Consider the following 16,315-nt stretch of genomic DNA (forward strand, 5'->3'; position numbering starts at 1 on the left):
GCTAGCTGACCTTCGCCGGGTCCCACGCGGAGGAACGCGCCGAGTCAATGGTCGCCTGCCCGAGCACCCGACTTCCTTGATACACCACCATGGTCTGCCCCGGAGCAACCCCCCGCATCGGTTCCACCAATTCGGTGACCAACACCGGCACACCGTTCTGGTTTTGTTCAAGATGCGCGATGGCGGCCACGGGATCCCCGTGAGCACGCACCTGCACCATGCAGTCGAACTTCGCTCCGGTATTGGCCTCGGCAATTGGCAGCCCTGCCCAGGACACCCGGATGCCGCGCAGCTCATCCACGGCCAACAGCGCCTCGGGACCAACGATCACTTTGTTGTCCTTGGGCCGAATTTCTAGGACGAAGCGTGGCTTGCCGTCTGCCGCCGGACGTCCCAGCCGCAGTCCTTTTCGTTGGCCTACCGTGAAGGCCTGAGCGCCGGTATGTTCACCCAATTCAAGACCGTCTTGGTCAACGATCACTCCGGGTTTCATTTCGATGCGTTCGGCCAACCAACCGCGAGTATCCCCATCGGGGATGAAGCAAATATCGTGACTGTCGGGCTTATTAGCCACGGTCAAGCCGCGTTCGGCCGCTTCGGCACGCACTTGGGCCTTCGACGGAGTTTCGGCCAGAGGGAACATGCAGTGTTCCAGTTGCTGATGGGTTAGCACGCCCAACACATAGGACTGGTCCTTGGCCCAGTCTGCCGCACGGTGCAGTTCTGGGTTGCCCTCTTCATCGCGGATCACCTTGGCGTAGTGGCCGGTGCAGACGGCATCAAAACCTAAAGCGAGGGCCTTTTCTAACAGTGCAGCAAATTTGATCTTCTCGTTGCAGCGCATGCACGGGTTCGGGGTGCGCCCAGCCTCATACTCACTAATGAAATCATCCACTACGTCCTCGGCGAACCGGTCGGAGAAATCCCACACATAGAAGGGAATGCCGAGTTTATCGCAGGCACGCCAAGCGTCGGAGGAATCCTCAATGGTGCAGCACCCGCGCGATCCGGTGCGCAAAGTGCCGGGCATTCGCGACAGCGCCAGATGCACGCCCACCACTTCGTGGCCGGCCTCCACAGCGCGGGCGGCGGCCACCGCCGAGTCAACCCCGCCGGACATTGCTGCTAATACCTTCATCGTGTAAATCCTGTTCCCGCAGTGTGAATACTGCTTTCATCGGCCGCCATGCCGGCCTTTTTGGCCCGACCGTAGGCTTCGGGCAAAGCTTCTAATAATTTCTCAACGTCACGCTCATCGCTGGTATGCCCTAAAGTGAAGCGTTGCACACTGCGTGCGGTCCGCGCATCACGGCCCATGGCCACTAGCACGTGCGATGGCTGCGGAACTCCGGCGGTGCAAGCTGAACCAGTGGAGGAGCAAATGCCCAACATATCCAGCACGAAAAGCAGCGAGTCACCTTCGCATTCGGGGAAGGTATAGTGCAGGTTCCCCGGTAACCGCTGCCCGGTGTGTTCCCTATCTGCCGGACCGTTGAGTACCGCCTCGGGGATCAGCTCGGCCACGGCGTCGATCACCCTGTCGCGCAGCGCGCACAATCGCTCGTATTCGTTTTGGCGTACCGCTGCGGCCGCTTCAGCGGCCACCCCGAATCCGGCGGCAAGTGCCGCATTCAGGGTTCCAGAACGCAATTTCCGTTCGTGTCCGCCACCATGCTGGGTCGGGGTGAGCACCACGTCGCGGCGTACCAAAAGCGCACCAATACCTACCGGACCGCCGATCTTATGCGCGCTGATCGCCATCGTGGCGGCCTTGCTCGCCGCAAAGTCAGTGGGCACCGAGGTAAAGGCTTGTACTGCGTCGGTGTGCAGCGGAATCCCGTAACCGGCAGCGTACTCGGCGAGCGCAGCGACCGGTTGCACGCTCCCCACCTCGTTATTCGCCCACATCAAGGTGACCAGAGCGATACGTTCGTGGTGATCATCGATCAGCGCCGTGGCCGCGGCCAAGTCCAGAACCCCATCGGCATCCACCGGCATCCACAGCAGTTCAGCGCCCTCTTGAGCTTGCAACCATTCGGCCGTATCCAGCACCGCGTGGTGTTCGATGCCGGCAAGCAGGATCAGGCGGGCGTCAGGGTTAGCGGCCCGTCGGGACCAGAACAACCCCTTGATCGCCAAATTATCGGACTCAGTGCCGCCGGAGGTGAAAATTACTTCGCTGGGATGGGCTCCCGCTGCTCGGGCAATCTGACCGCGGGCCTCATCGACCACGCGGTTCGCGCGACGCCCCGCCCCATGCAAGGAGGAAGGGTTTCCGGTGCGGGTCATTTGTTCGGTCAGCGCAGCCAGTGCCGCACGGTTGATATCCGTGGTGGCAGCGTGATCGAGGTATACGGGCGAAGTGTTCATCCCTTCCATGGTACGAGCATCACGCACTTACATTAAATGGCCGATCCGTGTGAGTTCGCTGACCTCTAAAGATTCCAGCTCTGTGGCAGCCAAGATCGCCTCGATCAGCTCCCGGCTTCCGGCCACGATGGTCGAGTCATCGTAGGGTTCGGTAGAAAGCACCCATGCCCGGTCTTCGGGAAAGACCAGCCCCGGGCGTTGTCGCTGCTCACCGGCGGCGGTCACCGCCCACAATGGATTACTTAGCTGAGTACTGTTCAAGGCAAAGAGGTGGTAGTTGCGGTATCCCCCGCCACGATCAAAGGTGGGACTATTGCGCACTTGTGCGGGTAGCCCAGGTTCTTGGGCGTGGGCCAACGCTGCGGCATGGGCTTCGGCGTTAGCTTCGGGACTGGCACTGGTATCGGGTTCGAAATCGATTTGGATGCGTTCCCCACCGGCAATAAAGGCATAACCGGACCACAGGGCCGCCACATAGGTGTCACTCCCACTGTGCGCGCTGAGGATCCCGGCCAGCAGCTGCCATTGGTCGATGGGCAGCTCATAGGCTGGCACATCACCATCCACCCAGGCTTCATCGTTCAACGGATCCCCATGTTGGTCCAGCCCCGAGACATCCTCAAAGAGATCAGCGCCGCGCAACTGGTGACCGCGTTGCCGGGCGATCTCTGCCCAGCGCACCGGTGCCCCGTCCTCGTCCATCGCCGGATGGAAGATTCGCACATAGCTGGGGTAACCAGCCGGAACCTGCGCCGCAATGGTTCCCGGGGTCGACAAGTCACAGACTTGACTGATCCACTGGGCGGTTGCGGCGGGAAGGTGAGTGTTCTGCATAGCTCCAGCGTACTGAGTTTATGGTTAGAATCCCCGATCAGCACCGGTTTCAGTGATAGGTATTAAAGAGCACATTCTGTTTGTGACCAATGACTGTAAGGATCACCGCCCCATGTTCCTGCCCCAACTGAAGTATCCGCTGCACACCTTTTCGGGCCGCAGCATCGACTTTTCCCGTCGGGTCGCAGTGATGGCGGTGGTGAACCGCACTCCGGACTCTTTTTACGATGCCGGGTCCACCTTCGGGCTGGATCAGGCGGTGAACGCTAGCCTGCACGCGGTCGATGCCGGTGCGGACTGGGTAGATATCGGTGGGGTACCGTTTTCCCCCGGACCTGCCCTGTCTTGGCGGGAGGAAGCCGAGCGGGTGGTACCGGTGATCGCTAAACTGCGCGCGCAGAGCGACGTGGTAATCTCGGTGGATACCTTCCTGCCCGAGGTTGCTCGGGCCGCCATCGATGCAGGTGCCGATGTCATCAATGACACCACTGGTTTCTCCCATCCACAGATGGCCCAGGTAGTCGCCGAGACCGGGGTGCACGTGGTGATCACCCATTCCTTAGCCGAACCGCGCACGATCTACCCGCGGCCGCAGTATCAGGATGTGATCGGTGAAGTCCGCGAGTATCTGCAGCGCAAGCTCACCCATGCCCGGGAAACCGGGATTAGCGGTGAGAAGATCATTATCGATCCGGGGCATGATCTGAATAAGAACACCCGCCACACACTGGATCTCACCGCCGGGTTCAGCGCCATCGCGGAGTTGGGCTATCCGGCCCTCGCTGCGGTATCCAACAAGGATTTCATCGGTGAAACTCTGGATCTTCCCAAACAGGAGCGGATGCTCGGTTCCATGGTGGCGGCCACAATGTGCATCATGGGTGGGGCGCGGGTCATTCGGATGCACAATATTCCCGAGTCGGTGCAAACCGTGCGCCTGATCGAAGCGGCCGCCGGATGGCGCGAGCCGGCCTATCAAATCCACAATATGTCCGAAGTGAACCCACCAGCCCACCGCTAGGGTGAGCTAGCGAGGAGTGAATTCATGCAGGTACTTTTTCCGCAACAGCACGGCCCGGTGAGCGATGAGCAGCTGCTGGAACGCTATGCCAGCGATACTCGCCCATTCATTCGTTTCAATTTTATTTCCAGTCTGGATGGTAGTGCCCAACTTGCGGGACTCTCCGGCGAGTTGGGCACCCCGGCCGATGCCCGAGTCTTTGCCCTGCTGCGGCGGCTGGCCTCCGTAGTGTTGGTCGGCTCCGGAACCGTGCGGGCCGAAGGGTACGACGGTGAGCTGGTTGATCAGCAGGCCGCGAACTGGCGTGAAGCGCACGGCTTGAGTCGGCACCCGGTCTTGGCAGTGATCAGCTTCGGACTGAATATCGACCCGCAAGCCACGGTACTGACCAATAGTCCGGCACCGGTGTTGTTGTTTACCTGTGCGGAGTTCAGCGCACAGACCGCGGCCAGCTATCCGCAACATGTCCAGCTGATCCGAGTTCCGCAGTATCAGGGTGGCTGTGATGCCCGGGCCATTGTTGCCCAGCTGCTCCAGCGCGGACTGGACTTCATTCATGCCGAAGGCGGTCCACACATTTTTGGGCAGTTCATCGCCCAAGACCTCGTGGATTCGCTATGTGTAAGTTTCAGCCCGCGGCTGGTTGCCGGTTCGGGGATCCGTATCGCTCAGGCCACGAGCGAAACGGAGTTGAGCTTGCCGCTGTATTCGGTGTTAGAGGAAGCCGGGATGCTGCTCAATGAGTATCGCCGAACGACAAATCCATCAGCGTCAACGAGCCAGGACGAACCGTCACGCTAAAGTCGCCCTCCCCCAACGGTTCGCCATCCCCGAAACTTGTTCCGGCAAACTTCACCTGGACCACCGGTGTTCGTGCGGTCCGTTGGTACCGGTGTGCGGTCCCACGCAGGATCTTGCCCACAGCGGGCAAGATCCGCAGCAGCGGTGTTTCGGGGATCAACAGCACATCGGCCAGCCCGTCATCGTCTGCGGCCTGCGGGAACAGTTCGATTCCACCACCCAGCGAACGAATGTTTGAGATGCTGGCGACGAATACTTTGCCGTGGAACTGGATTTCGGGTGAGTCCAACGCAATAGCCCGCCCGCCCAGTGCGGGGAGCGAAATGAGCAGCGCGATCACGTAGCGGGTGGCCGAAAGCCAGCGCGGCAACAGATTGGCTTTCTCATTCACCAGTGCCTCGAATCCGCAAGAGACCGCACCTAGCACATACTTGGTTTCCTCGGGATTACGCGCATAAATGACTTGGAGTAGATCGGCTAAGCGGATGCGGCCATACCCGGAAATAAAATCCACCACCCGCTCGATGCTCTGCTCGACACTGCGTGCCCCACTCATCCGCCAGGCATCGTTGCCGCTCCCGGCAGGAATAATGCCTAACGGGATCCCGACATCCACGAGGAACGGCAACACCGTATGGATCAGCCCGTCCCCACCGACCACCACTACCGCGTCACTGCTACGCAGCGTAGCGTGCAGGTTCTGTGGTGAGCTCTGGGTGATGTCCAGTAGCGTGATGTGATGTGCCTCCGGGTCTAAGCGGCTACGCAGCGCGCTAGCCCGCGACAGGCCCTTGCCACGCCCGGATCCTTGATGAAAAACCACCGTAATTCGGTGGAAACCAGCCTGTTCACGCATGCTTATCAGCATTACCCAGCACGTTGCGCCAGCAAAGAATGTGTCGCTGGCGTTTATGCTTGAGACCTAGCCACTGCTTTCATCGACCAGACATGGTTTTGTCGAGAGGACATCTGCCGAGCAATGAGTTCGCCAAGCCCCTACGCAATCCTTGGCATTGCACGCACCGCCACGTTGGCCGAGATTAAGGTCGCTTACCGTAAGGCTGCCCGCGAATCCCACCCGGATCTGGGTGGTTCGGCCGAAAAGTTCAAGCAGGTGCAACAGGCCTACCAACTGCTATCCAGTGAGCAATCGCGGGCCAACTACGATCGCTCCTTCCAAAGCCCCGACGCCGCGAGCAGTGCGTCGCGTACCGCCGGTCCGACACGCCCGGAGCGTTCCTACGACCAGCGGGTCCGGAGCAATACCGCCCAACCCAAGTCACAGTTGCCGGTGCAATTCGTGCCACCACTGGAAGATGCGCTGTTCACCGAGCTCAGCGCCAAGCAGTCCAAGCTGCAGGTGCACGGCCAACCCCGGAAGCGTGGCCTGTTTACCTCGCGCTCCCGCTTAGCCCGCGAGGAAGCCACGATCTCGCTGCTCCAACGCAACGTCCTGCCGGTGCTCCCGGCAGCGCGTCTGGTCAACGGGTTACATGCTCCCGGCGGCGGACATTTTGATCACGTCCTGATTGCTGGGTACCGGATGGCGGTCATCGGAACGATGACCTTGCCCGAGGGCTACTACATGTTTGACGGTCAGGTGTTGCGCCATGGCAACAAAATGACGCAGCCTCCGGCTTTGCAAATCGCCGGAATGCAACGGGCGTTCATGCAGATGAACGTGGTGCCCTACACGCTGGTGCTCACCGGACGTGACAATCCCCACGAACCGGTGATCGAGTATGGGCGCAAGGGTGCCCCTGCCCTGGCTGGCTCGCCGAATGTGCTCAATGCCGCCGGACTGGTGCGGGAATTGAAGTTGTTCTTGGGTTCGGGTCCACAACCCAATTTAGTTGATCGCGAAGTGTTAGCTCGATTGCTGGCGGGCATGTACTGACCGGTGCAACGTCCACCGGGCACTACACTGGATTGAGTGTTCCGCATTCTTTTTAACGCCCCCGAAATTCCGGGCAATACCGGAAACGCCATCCGCCTTGCCGCGGTCACCGGCGCCGAACTGCACTTGGTCAAACCCCTAGGCTTCGATTTCGAAGACTCAAAGTTGCGCCGTGCTGGTTTGGATTACCACGATTTGGCCGTGGTGACCGTTCACGAGAACCTGGATGCTGCCTTTGCGGCATTGGGTGAGGGCAGGGTCTTTGCCTACACCAGCGAAGGATCGCGGATTTATACCGATATCGCTTATGAACCCAGTGATATTTTGATGTTCGGCAAGGAATCGGTGGGACTGTCCCCGGCAGATAAGGTGCATTCTCGCGTCACCGATTTGGTGCGCCTACCGATGTTATCGGGGCGCCGTTCGATGAACTTGGCCAATTGTGCCTCCATCGTCGTCTTCGAAGCATGGCGTCAGCACGACTTCGCTCAACCCTAAGACACTCAGCATCGACACCCCTAAGTCACAGCTTTATAACATTCTTGTGCAGTAGGCTCTTTAAGGTGCACGCGCAACTGTGCGACACCAGTCCCAACCGACAACCCTCGGGAGATTTCAAGACCATGAACGGTAGCTACGATCAGCGCCGCAATGATTCACACGATGATGACCTCGGTCTGGGAATCGTCGATGAGGTTGCCAGTACCGCGCGCTCGGCCCGCCCTGCCAAAGCACGCGGCTGGATTTTCGCGGTGCTCGGCGTGGTCATCATTTTGGTTCTTGCGCTAGTAATTTTCTTCCTTCGCTCAGCTAGTTCCACCAATGACACCTCCGCGCTCGATGCCCCGGACGCGATCTCTAACACGCTCGAACTACGTAGCGGCGGGCTCGCCACGGTCACCACTTCGCAGTCCGCCGATGCCCTAGCCGTTGCGGTCAGTGAGATTCCAATGCTGGAGGAAAGCGAACAGTTGATCGTGTGGGCGGTGGATGTTGATGGCAATCTCACCGTGCTGCTCAAGAGCAGCGGCGGTGAACAGTCCGGTGGTATCAGCCCCGCAGCGGAGATTTCCTCGGTTCACATCAGCATCGAACCGGCACAAACCCCAGATTCTCCGCAGGGACAGACCGAAGCATCGGTCGATCTTCCGTTGCAGCCCGAAGAAGCGGCCGAGGAAGAAGCAGAATCGGTCGACACTGACAATAGCTAATATCCCCATCAAGAAGAGTCCAGCTCAATGAGCTGGACTCTTCTTGATGTTAATGACCCGTAGGCCGCCAAACCGTTTCGAAACGGTCTAGAAACCCGCGATGGTGTCGTCCGCGTTTACCGCTACGGCGTGGAAGGACTCGGCATAGGAGTTCTCACCCAGCCCACCACGTTGCGCGTTCTCTTGACACTGCGCTGTCACGAACTTCTCCATGGCAGCCACATCCGGGTGCTGGGTGAAGTGTGCACGTAGCGCCTGCATTTTCTGCGGCAAAAAAGAGCTGATGTCCACAAACGCGTTTTCGCGTTCCTTCGGTGCCCCATAGAGCCACAGCCACGGCACCTTGTAGGCTTCCAACCCTTCCTCGCTGATCAGTTCCGGGTAGCTGAAAGGGTTTTCCACCGCCGGGTAGATCGCACGGGTGACTGCCTCACCGCAGGCCAGATGATCGGGGTGAGAGCGTTGTAAGCGATCCCAAGCCCGTTCGGGATGCATGGCCATAACGATGCTGGGGCGCACCTGACGAATCAGCCGAACCACCTGTTTCATCACATGATGACTGGGCTCTAAGAAACCGTCACGCTCTCCCAAGAAATGCACCGTATTCACTCCAACTTGGGCCGCAGCTTCGCGCTGCTCCAAGTGACGAAGACGTGCGGTTTCGGCAGGGTCCCGGTCATCAAACCCACCGGCATCCCCATCGGTCATGATGCAATACTGGACTTCCACTCCAGCTTTGGTCAGCGCGGCAACGGTACCAGCGGCACCGAAATCCAAGTCATCCGGGTGGGCGGCAAATGCCAACACCCGACCGGTTGCTGCGCTAAGAAATGGTTGCGTATTGATCATGACTGCCGACGACGAAGTTCCTCGGCAGCCTGTGGCAGCACCTTCTTCAGGTCCCCAATGATTCCGAAATCTGCGATCTCGAAAATTGGAGCATCCTCGTCCTTGTTCACCGCCACAATGAACTTGCTGGTCTGCATCCCAGCCTTCTGCTGGATCGCTCCTGAGATTCCGACAGAAATGTACAGCTGTGGGGACACCGTGGTCCCCGTCTGTCCAACCTGGTAGTCGTGATCGATCCACCCGGCATCGGTGGCCGCACGCGAGGCACCCACTGCGGCGCCCAGCGCGTCAGCGAGGTCTTCTACAGGCCCGAAATCCCCGTCTACGCCGCGACCGCCAGAAACCACGATCCGTGCTTCACCCAACGCAGGACGGCCGGTAGCGACCTTCGCTTCACGGCCCACAATGCTGGTAGGTGAAGCGGAGGCGGAAACTTCTAGGGTTTCTACAGCTACCGCCGTGGCCTCCCCGGTTGGGGCGTCTTCAACGCTGTTAGGCTTCATCGTTACCAGCAGCAATCCACCGGTGGAATTTGCCTTGGCGGTGTACGCGCCAGCCAGTTCATCTTTGACCACGGTGCCCTCGGCAGTCACCTCGGTGGCATCGGTGATAATGCCCGCCTCGTGACGTACCGCCACCCGGGCGGCCACTTCACGGTGGTAGCTATCGTTGCCCACCAAGACCAGCTGAGGGTTACTACGCTGCACTGCAGCATCCAGTACGGCCACATCGTAGTCTTGGAAGCCTTCGCCGGCAGCGGCCTGAAGCACCCGGCTAATGCCGTAGCTGCCCAGCGCTTGGCTGAACTCTTCGGATAACGAACCGGATACCGCCACGGTGGCCGAACTAAAACGTGCGGCGAGGCTCAGAAGTTCACGTTGAGCCTTGGTTGGGGTGGCACCCAACTCTGTGAAAAAAACTAATGCGGAAGTCATCGTCAGGTCCTTAGATCAACTTTTGTTCGGCCAAGTAATCCACCAGGGCGATACCAGCCTGGCCATTATCGGTGATCACCGTACCGGCACTACGGGCCGGTCGTTGTTCGGCGGAGATCAGTCGTGTTGCTGAGCCGGCCACCCCGACGGTGCCGGAGTCTAAGCCCAGATCGGCCGCGCTGACTTCTTCAGTTTTCTTCTTCTTGGCGGCCATGATGCCACGGAAGTTTGGATAACGTGGCTCATTGGCTTGGTCAGTCACTGAGAGCACAGCCGGGAAGCCGGCGCTGAGCTTCAGCGACTCGGAACCGTGATCGCGCGAAATGATCAGCTGGGCACCGGAGGAATCGAATTCCACTTTGTGGGCGTTGGTCAGTGCCGCAAAGCCCAAGCGTTCGGCCAATTGGGCGGGAACGACGGCGGTTTCCGCATCGGTGGAAGCCATACCGGTCACCACCAGATCGATGTTTCCGGCATACTTCACCAATGCGGCTAAGGCGCGGGAGGTGGCGGTGACATCGGAGCCCGCCAAGGATTCGTCGTTGAGATGCAACCCACTCGTTGCACCCATCTGCAAAGCCTTCTTGACCGAAGCTAGCGCCTTGGGACCGCCCATGGTGGCTGCAATCACTTGGTTGCCTGCCTTTGGTCCACCGCGTTCCTCGGCAATCGCCAATGCCGCTTCGACCGCGTACTCGTCTAATTCCGACAGGATCGATTCGCTGCGGTCGATGCGCAACGTGTCCGGATCAATGTGACGGTCGAACTGGGCGTCGGGTACGTGCTTGACCAGTACCAAGATATTTAGTGGTGTACTACTCGCGTCGCTCATTCTCGCCTTTCATACAACGTGTCTTCAGTATCAGTGAAGACCGTAGAAGGATCTCTTCATCCCTAATGTTATCGGTGAGGCATCGATAGCTAGGGCTCATACACGATAATACGCAAACGGCACGTGCTGGAATTCGCCGCACATGCCGTTTGCCGGGGTTGACCACTACTCCAATGCGCCCACGGTCACATTCACAGTGTCGGATGCCGAACCACGCATGTAGTCAATCTGCGCTTCGGCTCCGGCAGCAACTTCACGAATCGCGGCGGTCAGAGTTTGTGAGTCCTGGATCGGACGTCCGTTAACCCCAGTGATCACATCCCCGGAAACCAGACCTGCGGCTTCCGCCGCGGAATCCGGGACGACCTCCACTATTCGTGCCCCGGTGCTAAAAGCCGTTGAACGGTTCGCACCGCTGGAGGGCGCATAGGGTTCAACGGTGGCACCGAGCAGACCATGAGTGGCCCGACCATTAGCTATCAACTCACTGGAAATCCGTTTGGCGTAATCGATCGGAATCGCGAATCCCACACCGATCGAGCCGGAGTCCTCATCCCCCGATGAGGCGATCGCCACGTTGACGCCAATGATCTCACCAGCCGCGTTCACTAACGCGCCACCGGAGTTTCCGTGGTTGATGGCCGCATCGGTTTGAATCACGTTGATGTAAATGGATTCACTGCTGGACTGTCCCCGGGGCATTCCCGGGAACTCAAATTCAAACTCGCTTCCCCCGCCCTCACCTTCGCTTGGCTGCTCGGGAACGGCAGCCGAAGCTACCGAGATGGTGCGGTTCAAAGTGGAGATAATTCCGTCGGTGACAGTGCCGCTAAGTCCCAATGGGGCGCCGATAGCTACCGCGGTGTCCCCCACGTTCAGGATCCCTGATTCACCCAAGGTGGCCGGAAGCAGGTTTTCTGCTTCCACCTTAATCACGGCGAGGTCGGAGAGCGGGTCGGTTCCCACCAAGGTGGCCGCGTAGACCTTACCGTCGCTCAATCGCACGTTGAGTAACGGATCACCCGTAGCCCCACCAAGGGTGACCACGTGGGTATTGGTCAAAATGTGGCCTTCGTGATCCAAAATAATTCCAGAGCCTGAACCGGCTGAACCGTTACCCGATGCTTCAATGGTCACAACGCTCGGCGCGGCTTTCGCTGCTGCCGCCGTGGCGGTCGTTGCTTGTTCCGGGTTATTGATAACCACACCTTGGTTGGTAGCTTGCACCCCAGCGCTACCACCGGTGTTCGGGCCGATCAGATAAGTGGTGCCGGCAGCGGTGACCCCGCCGATGAGGGCAGCGGCAACCATCCCAGCAATCAGGGTGGAACCTGTATAGCGTTTCTTCGGCGCTGGAGGCGGCACCGGAGGCGCATGTTGTTCCCCATATGGGTTCGCACCATAGGGGTTGTTAGCGTAGGAATCATTCGAGGTGTACGGCGAACCGTAAGGCTCGGACACCCTCGGATACTGTGTGGTTGGCTCCGCACCGCTATCGTAATGCGGGTTTGCTGAGCCTCCCGGCGGCCGTTGATCCTGGGGATTGTGAGCCGGTCGAGCGGAAGGATCATCATTAGATACCTGAGGCGAGTGATCCGGCCAATGGGAACTGTTGCCCTGTGGCTGGTCGTTGGGGTCAATCGGTGGCTGACTCATCGTGGTTTCCTTCATCCTCTATATGTCTCTGAAGTCTATTATTCCGTTCACAACTGTGGCGTTAAGCGGGATGAACTGAGTGCGCCCTGTGAGTCTGGGCTGGTCAACCGGCAACCACAAAGAAATTCGCCACGTTACCTATGCAATCACGAAATTTCACCCAGCGTCGTGAATACATCTATCTCCTGTGGGTATTGTGTAGCTAACAACTATGCACGTAAAAGCTAAGGACTAACATGCCCATCACCGCACGGAGAGTTTTGGCTGCAATGCTCGCCTCCGCGATGTTGCTACTTTCTGTAGCGCTACCGAGCCGGGCAGAGCCTCCTGTCCAGATTCCCCCCGGCACCTTTGTTGTGGACAATTCGGGTGTTCTCGATGGCGAGGCCGCTGATCTTGAGGAACAAATCTCCGAGTTACGTCAGGACACCGGGACAAGTCTTTTCGTGGTGTACGTCGAGAATTTTGAGCAGCCCGAAAACCCTTCGGCTTGGGCTGCGGCGGTAGCCAAGCAGAAGAACATGAGTAGCAGTGACGCGATTTTGGCGATTGCTACCACGCAGCGTCAAGCGATTTTCATGGCTTCCGAACGAAGTGAACTCGAAGGCTACCAGCAGGATATTTATAGTCAGTTCATCGCCCCGGCGCTGGGCGAATTAGACTGGGTTGCCGCCGCCGAAGGTGCCATTGAAGGTATTGATGAAGCTTTGAGTGGCTCAGCTGGCGCCGGGATTTCCTCCGGCGGAGGCGGCGGGATTTCGATCTTCCCGGTCTTATTGCTCTTGGGCGCCGGAGCAGTGTTGCTCTACGTCGTACTTTCCAACCGTAGTAAGAAAAAAATGCGCCCCGGGTTGCCTTTCGGCGGCCGCACCGAAGAGTTGGTGCCGTTGGATCAATTGCGCAAGCAGGCCGATCATCTGTTGGTTGCCGCAGACGATTCGATTCGCTCCTCGGAACAAGAATTGGGTTTTGCCGAAGCTCAGTACGGCAAGGATCGAATTCAGACTTTTACCGAAGATTTAGCGACGGCCAAGACCCACTTGAGCGAATCCTTCCGGCTCCAGCAGCAACTGGATGACCACATCCCTGATACTGAAGAAGATCAGCGTTCCTGGTTGAACGAAATCATTAGCCGGTGTGGTGAGGTCAATAAGACCTTGCAGTCACATGCCGAGGAGTTCCGTGAGCTGCGCAAGCTTGAGGCTAATGCCGAAACCCGCATCCAGGACTTGAGTGGCTCGATCGAACCGCTCAATGAGCAGCTCTCGCAAAGTGTGTCGCTGATCGAGGATCTTTCCACCCGTTACGACTCCTCGGCCACCTCACAGGTGCTCGATAACGTCTCACAGGCCTCTGAGCGCATCAGCTTCGCTCGTTCGGCACTGAATGAAGCGTCAACCGCTGTCAGCTCCGGAGATCGCGCACAAGCCGCCGTGCTGGTGCAAAGCGCTGAGGATGCCCAAGATCAGGCCGAGGTTCTGCTGGCCGCGATTAGCCGACAAGCGCAAGCACTTTCTCAAGCCGAACGTGATTTGAAACTGGCCACGCAGGATGCCACTCAGGAGTTGGCTCAGGCAAAGGCGATGATGACCAGCGGAAACCATCGTCAGCTCGCCGGTCCGATTGCCGGGCTGGAAACCGCACTGGAACAAGTACAAAGTGCGATGAAGCAGGCTAAACCCAATCCGTTGGCTCTGGTTTCCACGCTCAACGACGCCGTCCAGCCGTTGTCGACCGAGCTTGATCGCCTGCGTGATCAAGCCGAGCAGGATCAGCACGCACGGGCTCAACTCCAGACGGTTCTGCGCACCGCCCAATCGCGGATCAGCGGAACGGAAGATTACATCCGGGCTCGCCGTGGTGGCGTGCGTTCCTCGGCTCGAACTCGTTTGGCAGAAGCTCAGCGCTGCTATGAAGACGCATTAGCACAGTCCCAGAACCAACCGGCAGCTGCTTTGGCCACCGCTCAACGGGCGATCCGCTTGGCGGAGGAAGCCGCCCGGATTGCAGAGAGCGATGTCGACCACTTCGGAGGCGGCGGCTTCGGCGGCGGCCAACAACGTGGCCCCTTCGATGGAGTGGGTGGCGCCGTGCTCGGCGGTATCCTCATCGACTCGATTCTGCGCGGCGGCCGATCTGGCGGCTCCGGCGGCTTTGGCGGCGGAAGCGGCGGCGGATTCGGGGGCTTCGGTGGAGGCTTCGGTGGAGGCGGCGGAGGCTTCAGTGGCGGCCGAGGCGCCGGCGGAAGCTTCTAACATCCCAAATTTGTACCCAATAGTTTGACCAATAATCGATAGGAAGGTTCTCAGTATGACCAAGCAGTCCATTTTCGGTCGTATCGCACAGCTGACGAAGGCCAATATCAATGCCCTAATTGATTCGGCCGAAGATCCGCAGAAGATGATGGATCAGATGATCCGCGACTACACCAACAACATTTCCGAGGCCGAGCAGGCCGTGGCTCAGACCATCGGCAACCTGCGGATGCTGGAAGATGACTACCGCGAGGATGAGCAAGCCTCCTCCGAGTGGGGCACCAAGGCGTTGGCTGCCTCGAATAAGGCCGAAGAGTTCCGTGCCAGCGGTGACGCCACCAACGCTGCCAAGTTCGACAATCTGGCTAAGGTCGCGATCCAACGTCAGATGCAGGCCGAAAGCGAAATGAAGGGCGCTGAACCAACGATCAGCTCGCAGCGTGAAATCGTTGAGAAGTTGAAGACCGGTCTGGAGCAGATGAAGCTCAAGCGCACCGAGCTGGTCTCTAAGCGCGATGAGCTGACCGCTCGCTCCAAGGCTGCTGCCGCCCAGAACCAGATGCACGAAGCCATCAAGGCCGTGAACATCATGGATGCTACCAGCGAGATCAGCCGTTTCGAAGAGAAGATTCGTCGCGAAGAAGCCAAGGTTCGCGGTGCAGCGGAGCTGGCAGCTTCCAGCCTGGATTCGCAGTTCGAGCAGCTGGAAGATCTGGGTGAAAAGACCGAGATCGAGGCCCGTCTGGCGGCTCTGAAGGCTAAGCAGACCGGGGCGTTGGAGTCCTAGTCGATAGCTTTGCGATGAGTTGAGGGCCGCCTTCCGAAATTGGAAGGTGGCCCTCAACTCTTGAACCTGAGCTTGGGCAAGAAAAAAGAGGCCCTTTCGGACCTCTTCTTTGCCTTGGTGGCGGGGAGAGGATTTGAACCTCTGACCTCCGGGTTATGAGCCCGGCGAGCTACCGAACTGCTCCACCCCGCGTCGGTAAATACAACATTACCAACCGGTGAACTCAATGGCTAATCAGGCGCCGGTGAGCTTTATCACCACAGGTTTGCGGCGCCGTTCGGTGCGAGGGCCGCCCTTCCCCTACCGACATTGATCACGTCGGAGAATATTTTCAAAGTGAGTAAAGCCGCTCGGCGCTTGGGCTGTCTTTCAGCGAAGGTTTGAGACAGCGACTGCCTCTGTTCGCTGACAGGCCGCGCTTGTGGGGCATCCACAGCCCTTCGGAATCCCGGAACCGATTCCTCTGCTGCTAGCTCTCTCGCGTGACCTGCCGGAGGTCCAGTCCAGTTTTGCCGGCCACTGTAACGGCAAGTCGACCCCGGGTCCCCGCGGTTTTGCAGGCGTGCAAGTGCCCGCACCGGAGCTCTGTTGTTCTGCGGAACCCGTGCCAACGCCTTCAAAGACTCCGGGTGGAATACACCCGCATTGTCGGCAAAGTGAGAAATTTGGCGAAGAATTCCCCGCCGCAAAACAGAAACCCCCAGCCGCTAGGCCGGGGGTTTTCTGATCAAACTTCGTAAAGAGTCTTACTTTTCTTTACCTTCGTGGCGGGGAGAGGATTTGAACCTCTGACCTCCGGGTTATGAGCCCGGCGAGCTACCGAACTGCTCCACCCCGCGATGACTAGACTAGTCTTCATCATCGCGG

15 protein-coding genes and 2 tRNA genes are annotated in these 16,315 nt (G+C 58.9%); 7 read left to right on the forward strand and 10 right to left on the reverse strand.

Going from position 1 to position 16,315, the window contains the following annotated elements; genetic code table 11:
- Window position 1: 1 nt before the first annotated feature.
- The 3 genes from mnmA to ACQQZ8_RS09985 are packed head-to-tail and all read right to left on the reverse strand — an operon-like array spanning window position 2 to window position 3,204.
- Entirely contained in the window at window positions 2–1,138 is a 1,137-nt protein-coding gene (mnmA, locus tag ACQQZ8_RS09975) for a tRNA 2-thiouridine(34) synthase MnmA (protein ID WP_431709681.1), read from the reverse strand.
- Window positions 1,135–2,370 (reverse strand): cysteine desulfurase family protein, encoded by a 1,236-nt coding sequence (locus ACQQZ8_RS09980; protein ID WP_431709682.1) that lies wholly within the window; start codon window positions 2,368–2,370, stop codon window positions 1,135–1,137. The genes mnmA and ACQQZ8_RS09980 overlap by 4 nt, the downstream gene beginning before the upstream one ends.
- A 27-nt stretch (window positions 2,371–2,397) precedes the next feature.
- Entirely contained in the window at window positions 2,398–3,204 is an 807-nt protein-coding gene (locus tag ACQQZ8_RS09985; RefSeq protein ID WP_431709683.1) for a hypothetical protein, read from the reverse strand.
- Window positions 3,205–3,316: 112 nt separating this feature from the next.
- Here ACQQZ8_RS09985 and folP point away from each other — a divergent pair, with 112 nt between their 5' ends.
- Entirely contained in the window at window positions 3,317–4,225 is a 909-nt protein-coding gene (folP, locus tag ACQQZ8_RS09990; RefSeq protein WP_431709684.1) for a dihydropteroate synthase, read from the forward strand.
- 24 nt (window positions 4,226–4,249) lie between these two features.
- Window positions 4,250–5,026, forward strand: a complete 777-nt coding sequence (locus tag ACQQZ8_RS09995) for a dihydrofolate reductase family protein (protein ID WP_431709685.1) — start codon at window positions 4,250–4,252, stop codon at window positions 5,024–5,026.
- Here the strand turns inward: ACQQZ8_RS09995 and ACQQZ8_RS10000 are convergent.
- The gene (locus ACQQZ8_RS10000; protein WP_431709686.1) at window positions 4,962–5,882 is read right to left on the reverse strand and encodes a diacylglycerol/lipid kinase family protein; all 921 of its coding nucleotides are present in this window, start codon (window positions 5,880–5,882) and stop codon (window positions 4,962–4,964) included. The genes ACQQZ8_RS09995 and ACQQZ8_RS10000 overlap by 65 nt on opposite strands.
- 123 nt (window positions 5,883–6,005) lie before the next feature.
- On the opposite strand from ACQQZ8_RS10000, the gene ACQQZ8_RS10005 reads away from it, so the two are divergent.
- From ACQQZ8_RS10005 to ACQQZ8_RS10015, 3 genes are all read left to right on the forward strand, one after another.
- On the forward strand, window positions 6,006–6,923 hold the full coding sequence (locus tag ACQQZ8_RS10005) for a J domain-containing protein (RefSeq protein WP_431709687.1): 918 nt from the start codon (window positions 6,006–6,008) through the stop codon (window positions 6,921–6,923).
- Window positions 6,924–6,959: 36 nt separating this feature from the next.
- Window positions 6,960–7,421, forward strand: a complete 462-nt coding sequence (locus ACQQZ8_RS10010; RefSeq protein WP_431709688.1) for a tRNA (cytidine(34)-2'-O)-methyltransferase — start codon at window positions 6,960–6,962, stop codon at window positions 7,419–7,421.
- 65 nt (window positions 7,422–7,486) lie between these two features.
- A complete protein-coding gene (locus ACQQZ8_RS10015; RefSeq protein WP_431709689.1) occupies window positions 7,487–8,134 on the forward strand; it encodes a hypothetical protein in 648 nt (215 codons plus the stop codon).
- An 87-nt stretch (window positions 8,135–8,221) separates the two neighbouring features.
- On the opposite strand, the gene ACQQZ8_RS10020 is transcribed toward ACQQZ8_RS10015, so the two are convergent.
- The 4 genes from ACQQZ8_RS10020 to ACQQZ8_RS10035 all read right to left on the reverse strand — a co-directional run bounded on the left by ACQQZ8_RS10020 (window position 8,222) and on the right by ACQQZ8_RS10035 (window position 12,406).
- Window positions 8,222–8,983, reverse strand: coding sequence for a PIG-L deacetylase family protein (locus ACQQZ8_RS10020; protein WP_431709690.1), 762 nt, complete (start codon window positions 8,981–8,983; stop codon window positions 8,222–8,224).
- Window positions 8,980–9,918, reverse strand: a complete 939-nt coding sequence (locus tag ACQQZ8_RS10025) for an electron transfer flavoprotein subunit alpha/FixB family protein (protein ID WP_431709691.1) — start codon at window positions 9,916–9,918, stop codon at window positions 8,980–8,982. Before ACQQZ8_RS10025 ends, ACQQZ8_RS10020 begins: the two co-directional genes overlap by 4 nt.
- A gap of 10 nt (window positions 9,919–9,928) precedes the next feature.
- Window positions 9,929–10,750: an electron transfer flavoprotein subunit beta/FixA family protein gene (locus ACQQZ8_RS10030; RefSeq protein ID WP_431709692.1), complete on the reverse strand. Its 822-nt coding sequence runs from the start codon at window positions 10,748–10,750 to the stop codon at window positions 9,929–9,931.
- 165 nt (window positions 10,751–10,915) lie between these two features.
- Entirely contained in the window at window positions 10,916–12,406 is a 1,491-nt protein-coding gene (locus tag ACQQZ8_RS10035; RefSeq protein ID WP_431709693.1) for a trypsin-like peptidase domain-containing protein, read from the reverse strand.
- A gap of 236 nt (window positions 12,407–12,642) precedes the next feature.
- Here ACQQZ8_RS10035 and ACQQZ8_RS10040 point away from each other — a divergent pair, with 236 nt between their 5' ends.
- Entirely contained in the window at window positions 12,643–14,661 is a 2,019-nt protein-coding gene (locus ACQQZ8_RS10040) for a TPM domain-containing protein (RefSeq protein ID WP_431709694.1), read from the forward strand.
- Window positions 14,662–14,716: 55 nt separating this feature from the next.
- Window positions 14,717–15,448, forward strand: a complete 732-nt coding sequence (locus tag ACQQZ8_RS10045) for a PspA/IM30 family protein (protein WP_431709695.1) — start codon at window positions 14,717–14,719, stop codon at window positions 15,446–15,448.
- A gap of 115 nt (window positions 15,449–15,563) precedes the next feature.
- Here ACQQZ8_RS10045 and ACQQZ8_RS10050 read toward each other — a convergent pair.
- Both ACQQZ8_RS10050 and ACQQZ8_RS10055 read right to left on the reverse strand, forming a co-directional pair.
- Window positions 15,564–15,640, reverse strand: a tRNA-Met gene (locus ACQQZ8_RS10050).
- Between the two features lie 573 nt (window positions 15,641–16,213).
- Window positions 16,214–16,287 (reverse strand) — tRNA-Met (locus ACQQZ8_RS10055).
- Window positions 16,288–16,315 lie beyond the last annotated feature (28 nt).

The organism is Glutamicibacter uratoxydans (assembly GCF_050753455.1).
GTDB lineage: Bacteria > Actinomycetota > Actinomycetes > Actinomycetales > Micrococcaceae > Glutamicibacter > Glutamicibacter uratoxydans_A.

Coding starts and splice junctions, on each gene's coding strand:
- ACQQZ8_RS10025 (WP_431709691.1), bottom strand. CDS start 9,918: ATGACTTCCGCATTAGTTTTTTTCACAGAGTTGGGTGCCACCCCAACC.
- ACQQZ8_RS10020 (WP_431709690.1), bottom strand. CDS start 8,983: ATGATCAATACGCAACCATTTCTTAGCGCAGCAACCGGTCGGGTGTTG.
- ACQQZ8_RS09980 (WP_431709682.1), bottom strand. CDS start 2,370: ATGAACACTTCGCCCGTATACCTCGATCACGCTGCCACCACGGATATC.
- ACQQZ8_RS09985 (WP_431709683.1), bottom strand. CDS start 3,204: ATGCAGAACACTCACCTTCCCGCCGCAACCGCCCAGTGGATCAGTCAA.
- ACQQZ8_RS10000 (WP_431709686.1), bottom strand. CDS start 5,882: ATGCGTGAACAGGCTGGTTTCCACCGAATTACGGTGGTTTTTCATCAA.
- ACQQZ8_RS10045 (WP_431709695.1), top strand. CDS start 14,717: ATGACCAAGCAGTCCATTTTCGGTCGTATCGCACAGCTGACGAAGGCC.
- ACQQZ8_RS10030 (WP_431709692.1), bottom strand. CDS start 10,750: ATGAGCGACGCGAGTAGTACACCACTAAATATCTTGGTACTGGTCAAG.
- ACQQZ8_RS09995 (WP_431709685.1), top strand. CDS start 4,250: ATGCAGGTACTTTTTCCGCAACAGCACGGCCCGGTGAGCGATGAGCAG.
- ACQQZ8_RS10005 (WP_431709687.1), top strand. CDS start 6,006: ATGAGTTCGCCAAGCCCCTACGCAATCCTTGGCATTGCACGCACCGCC.
- ACQQZ8_RS10040 (WP_431709694.1), top strand. CDS start 12,643: ATGCCCATCACCGCACGGAGAGTTTTGGCTGCAATGCTCGCCTCCGCG.
- ACQQZ8_RS10035 (WP_431709693.1), bottom strand. CDS start 12,406: ATGAGTCAGCCACCGATTGACCCCAACGACCAGCCACAGGGCAACAGT.
- folP (WP_431709684.1), top strand. CDS start 3,317: ATGTTCCTGCCCCAACTGAAGTATCCGCTGCACACCTTTTCGGGCCGC.
- mnmA (WP_431709681.1), bottom strand. CDS start 1,138: ATGAAGGTATTAGCAGCAATGTCCGGCGGGGTTGACTCGGCGGTGGCC.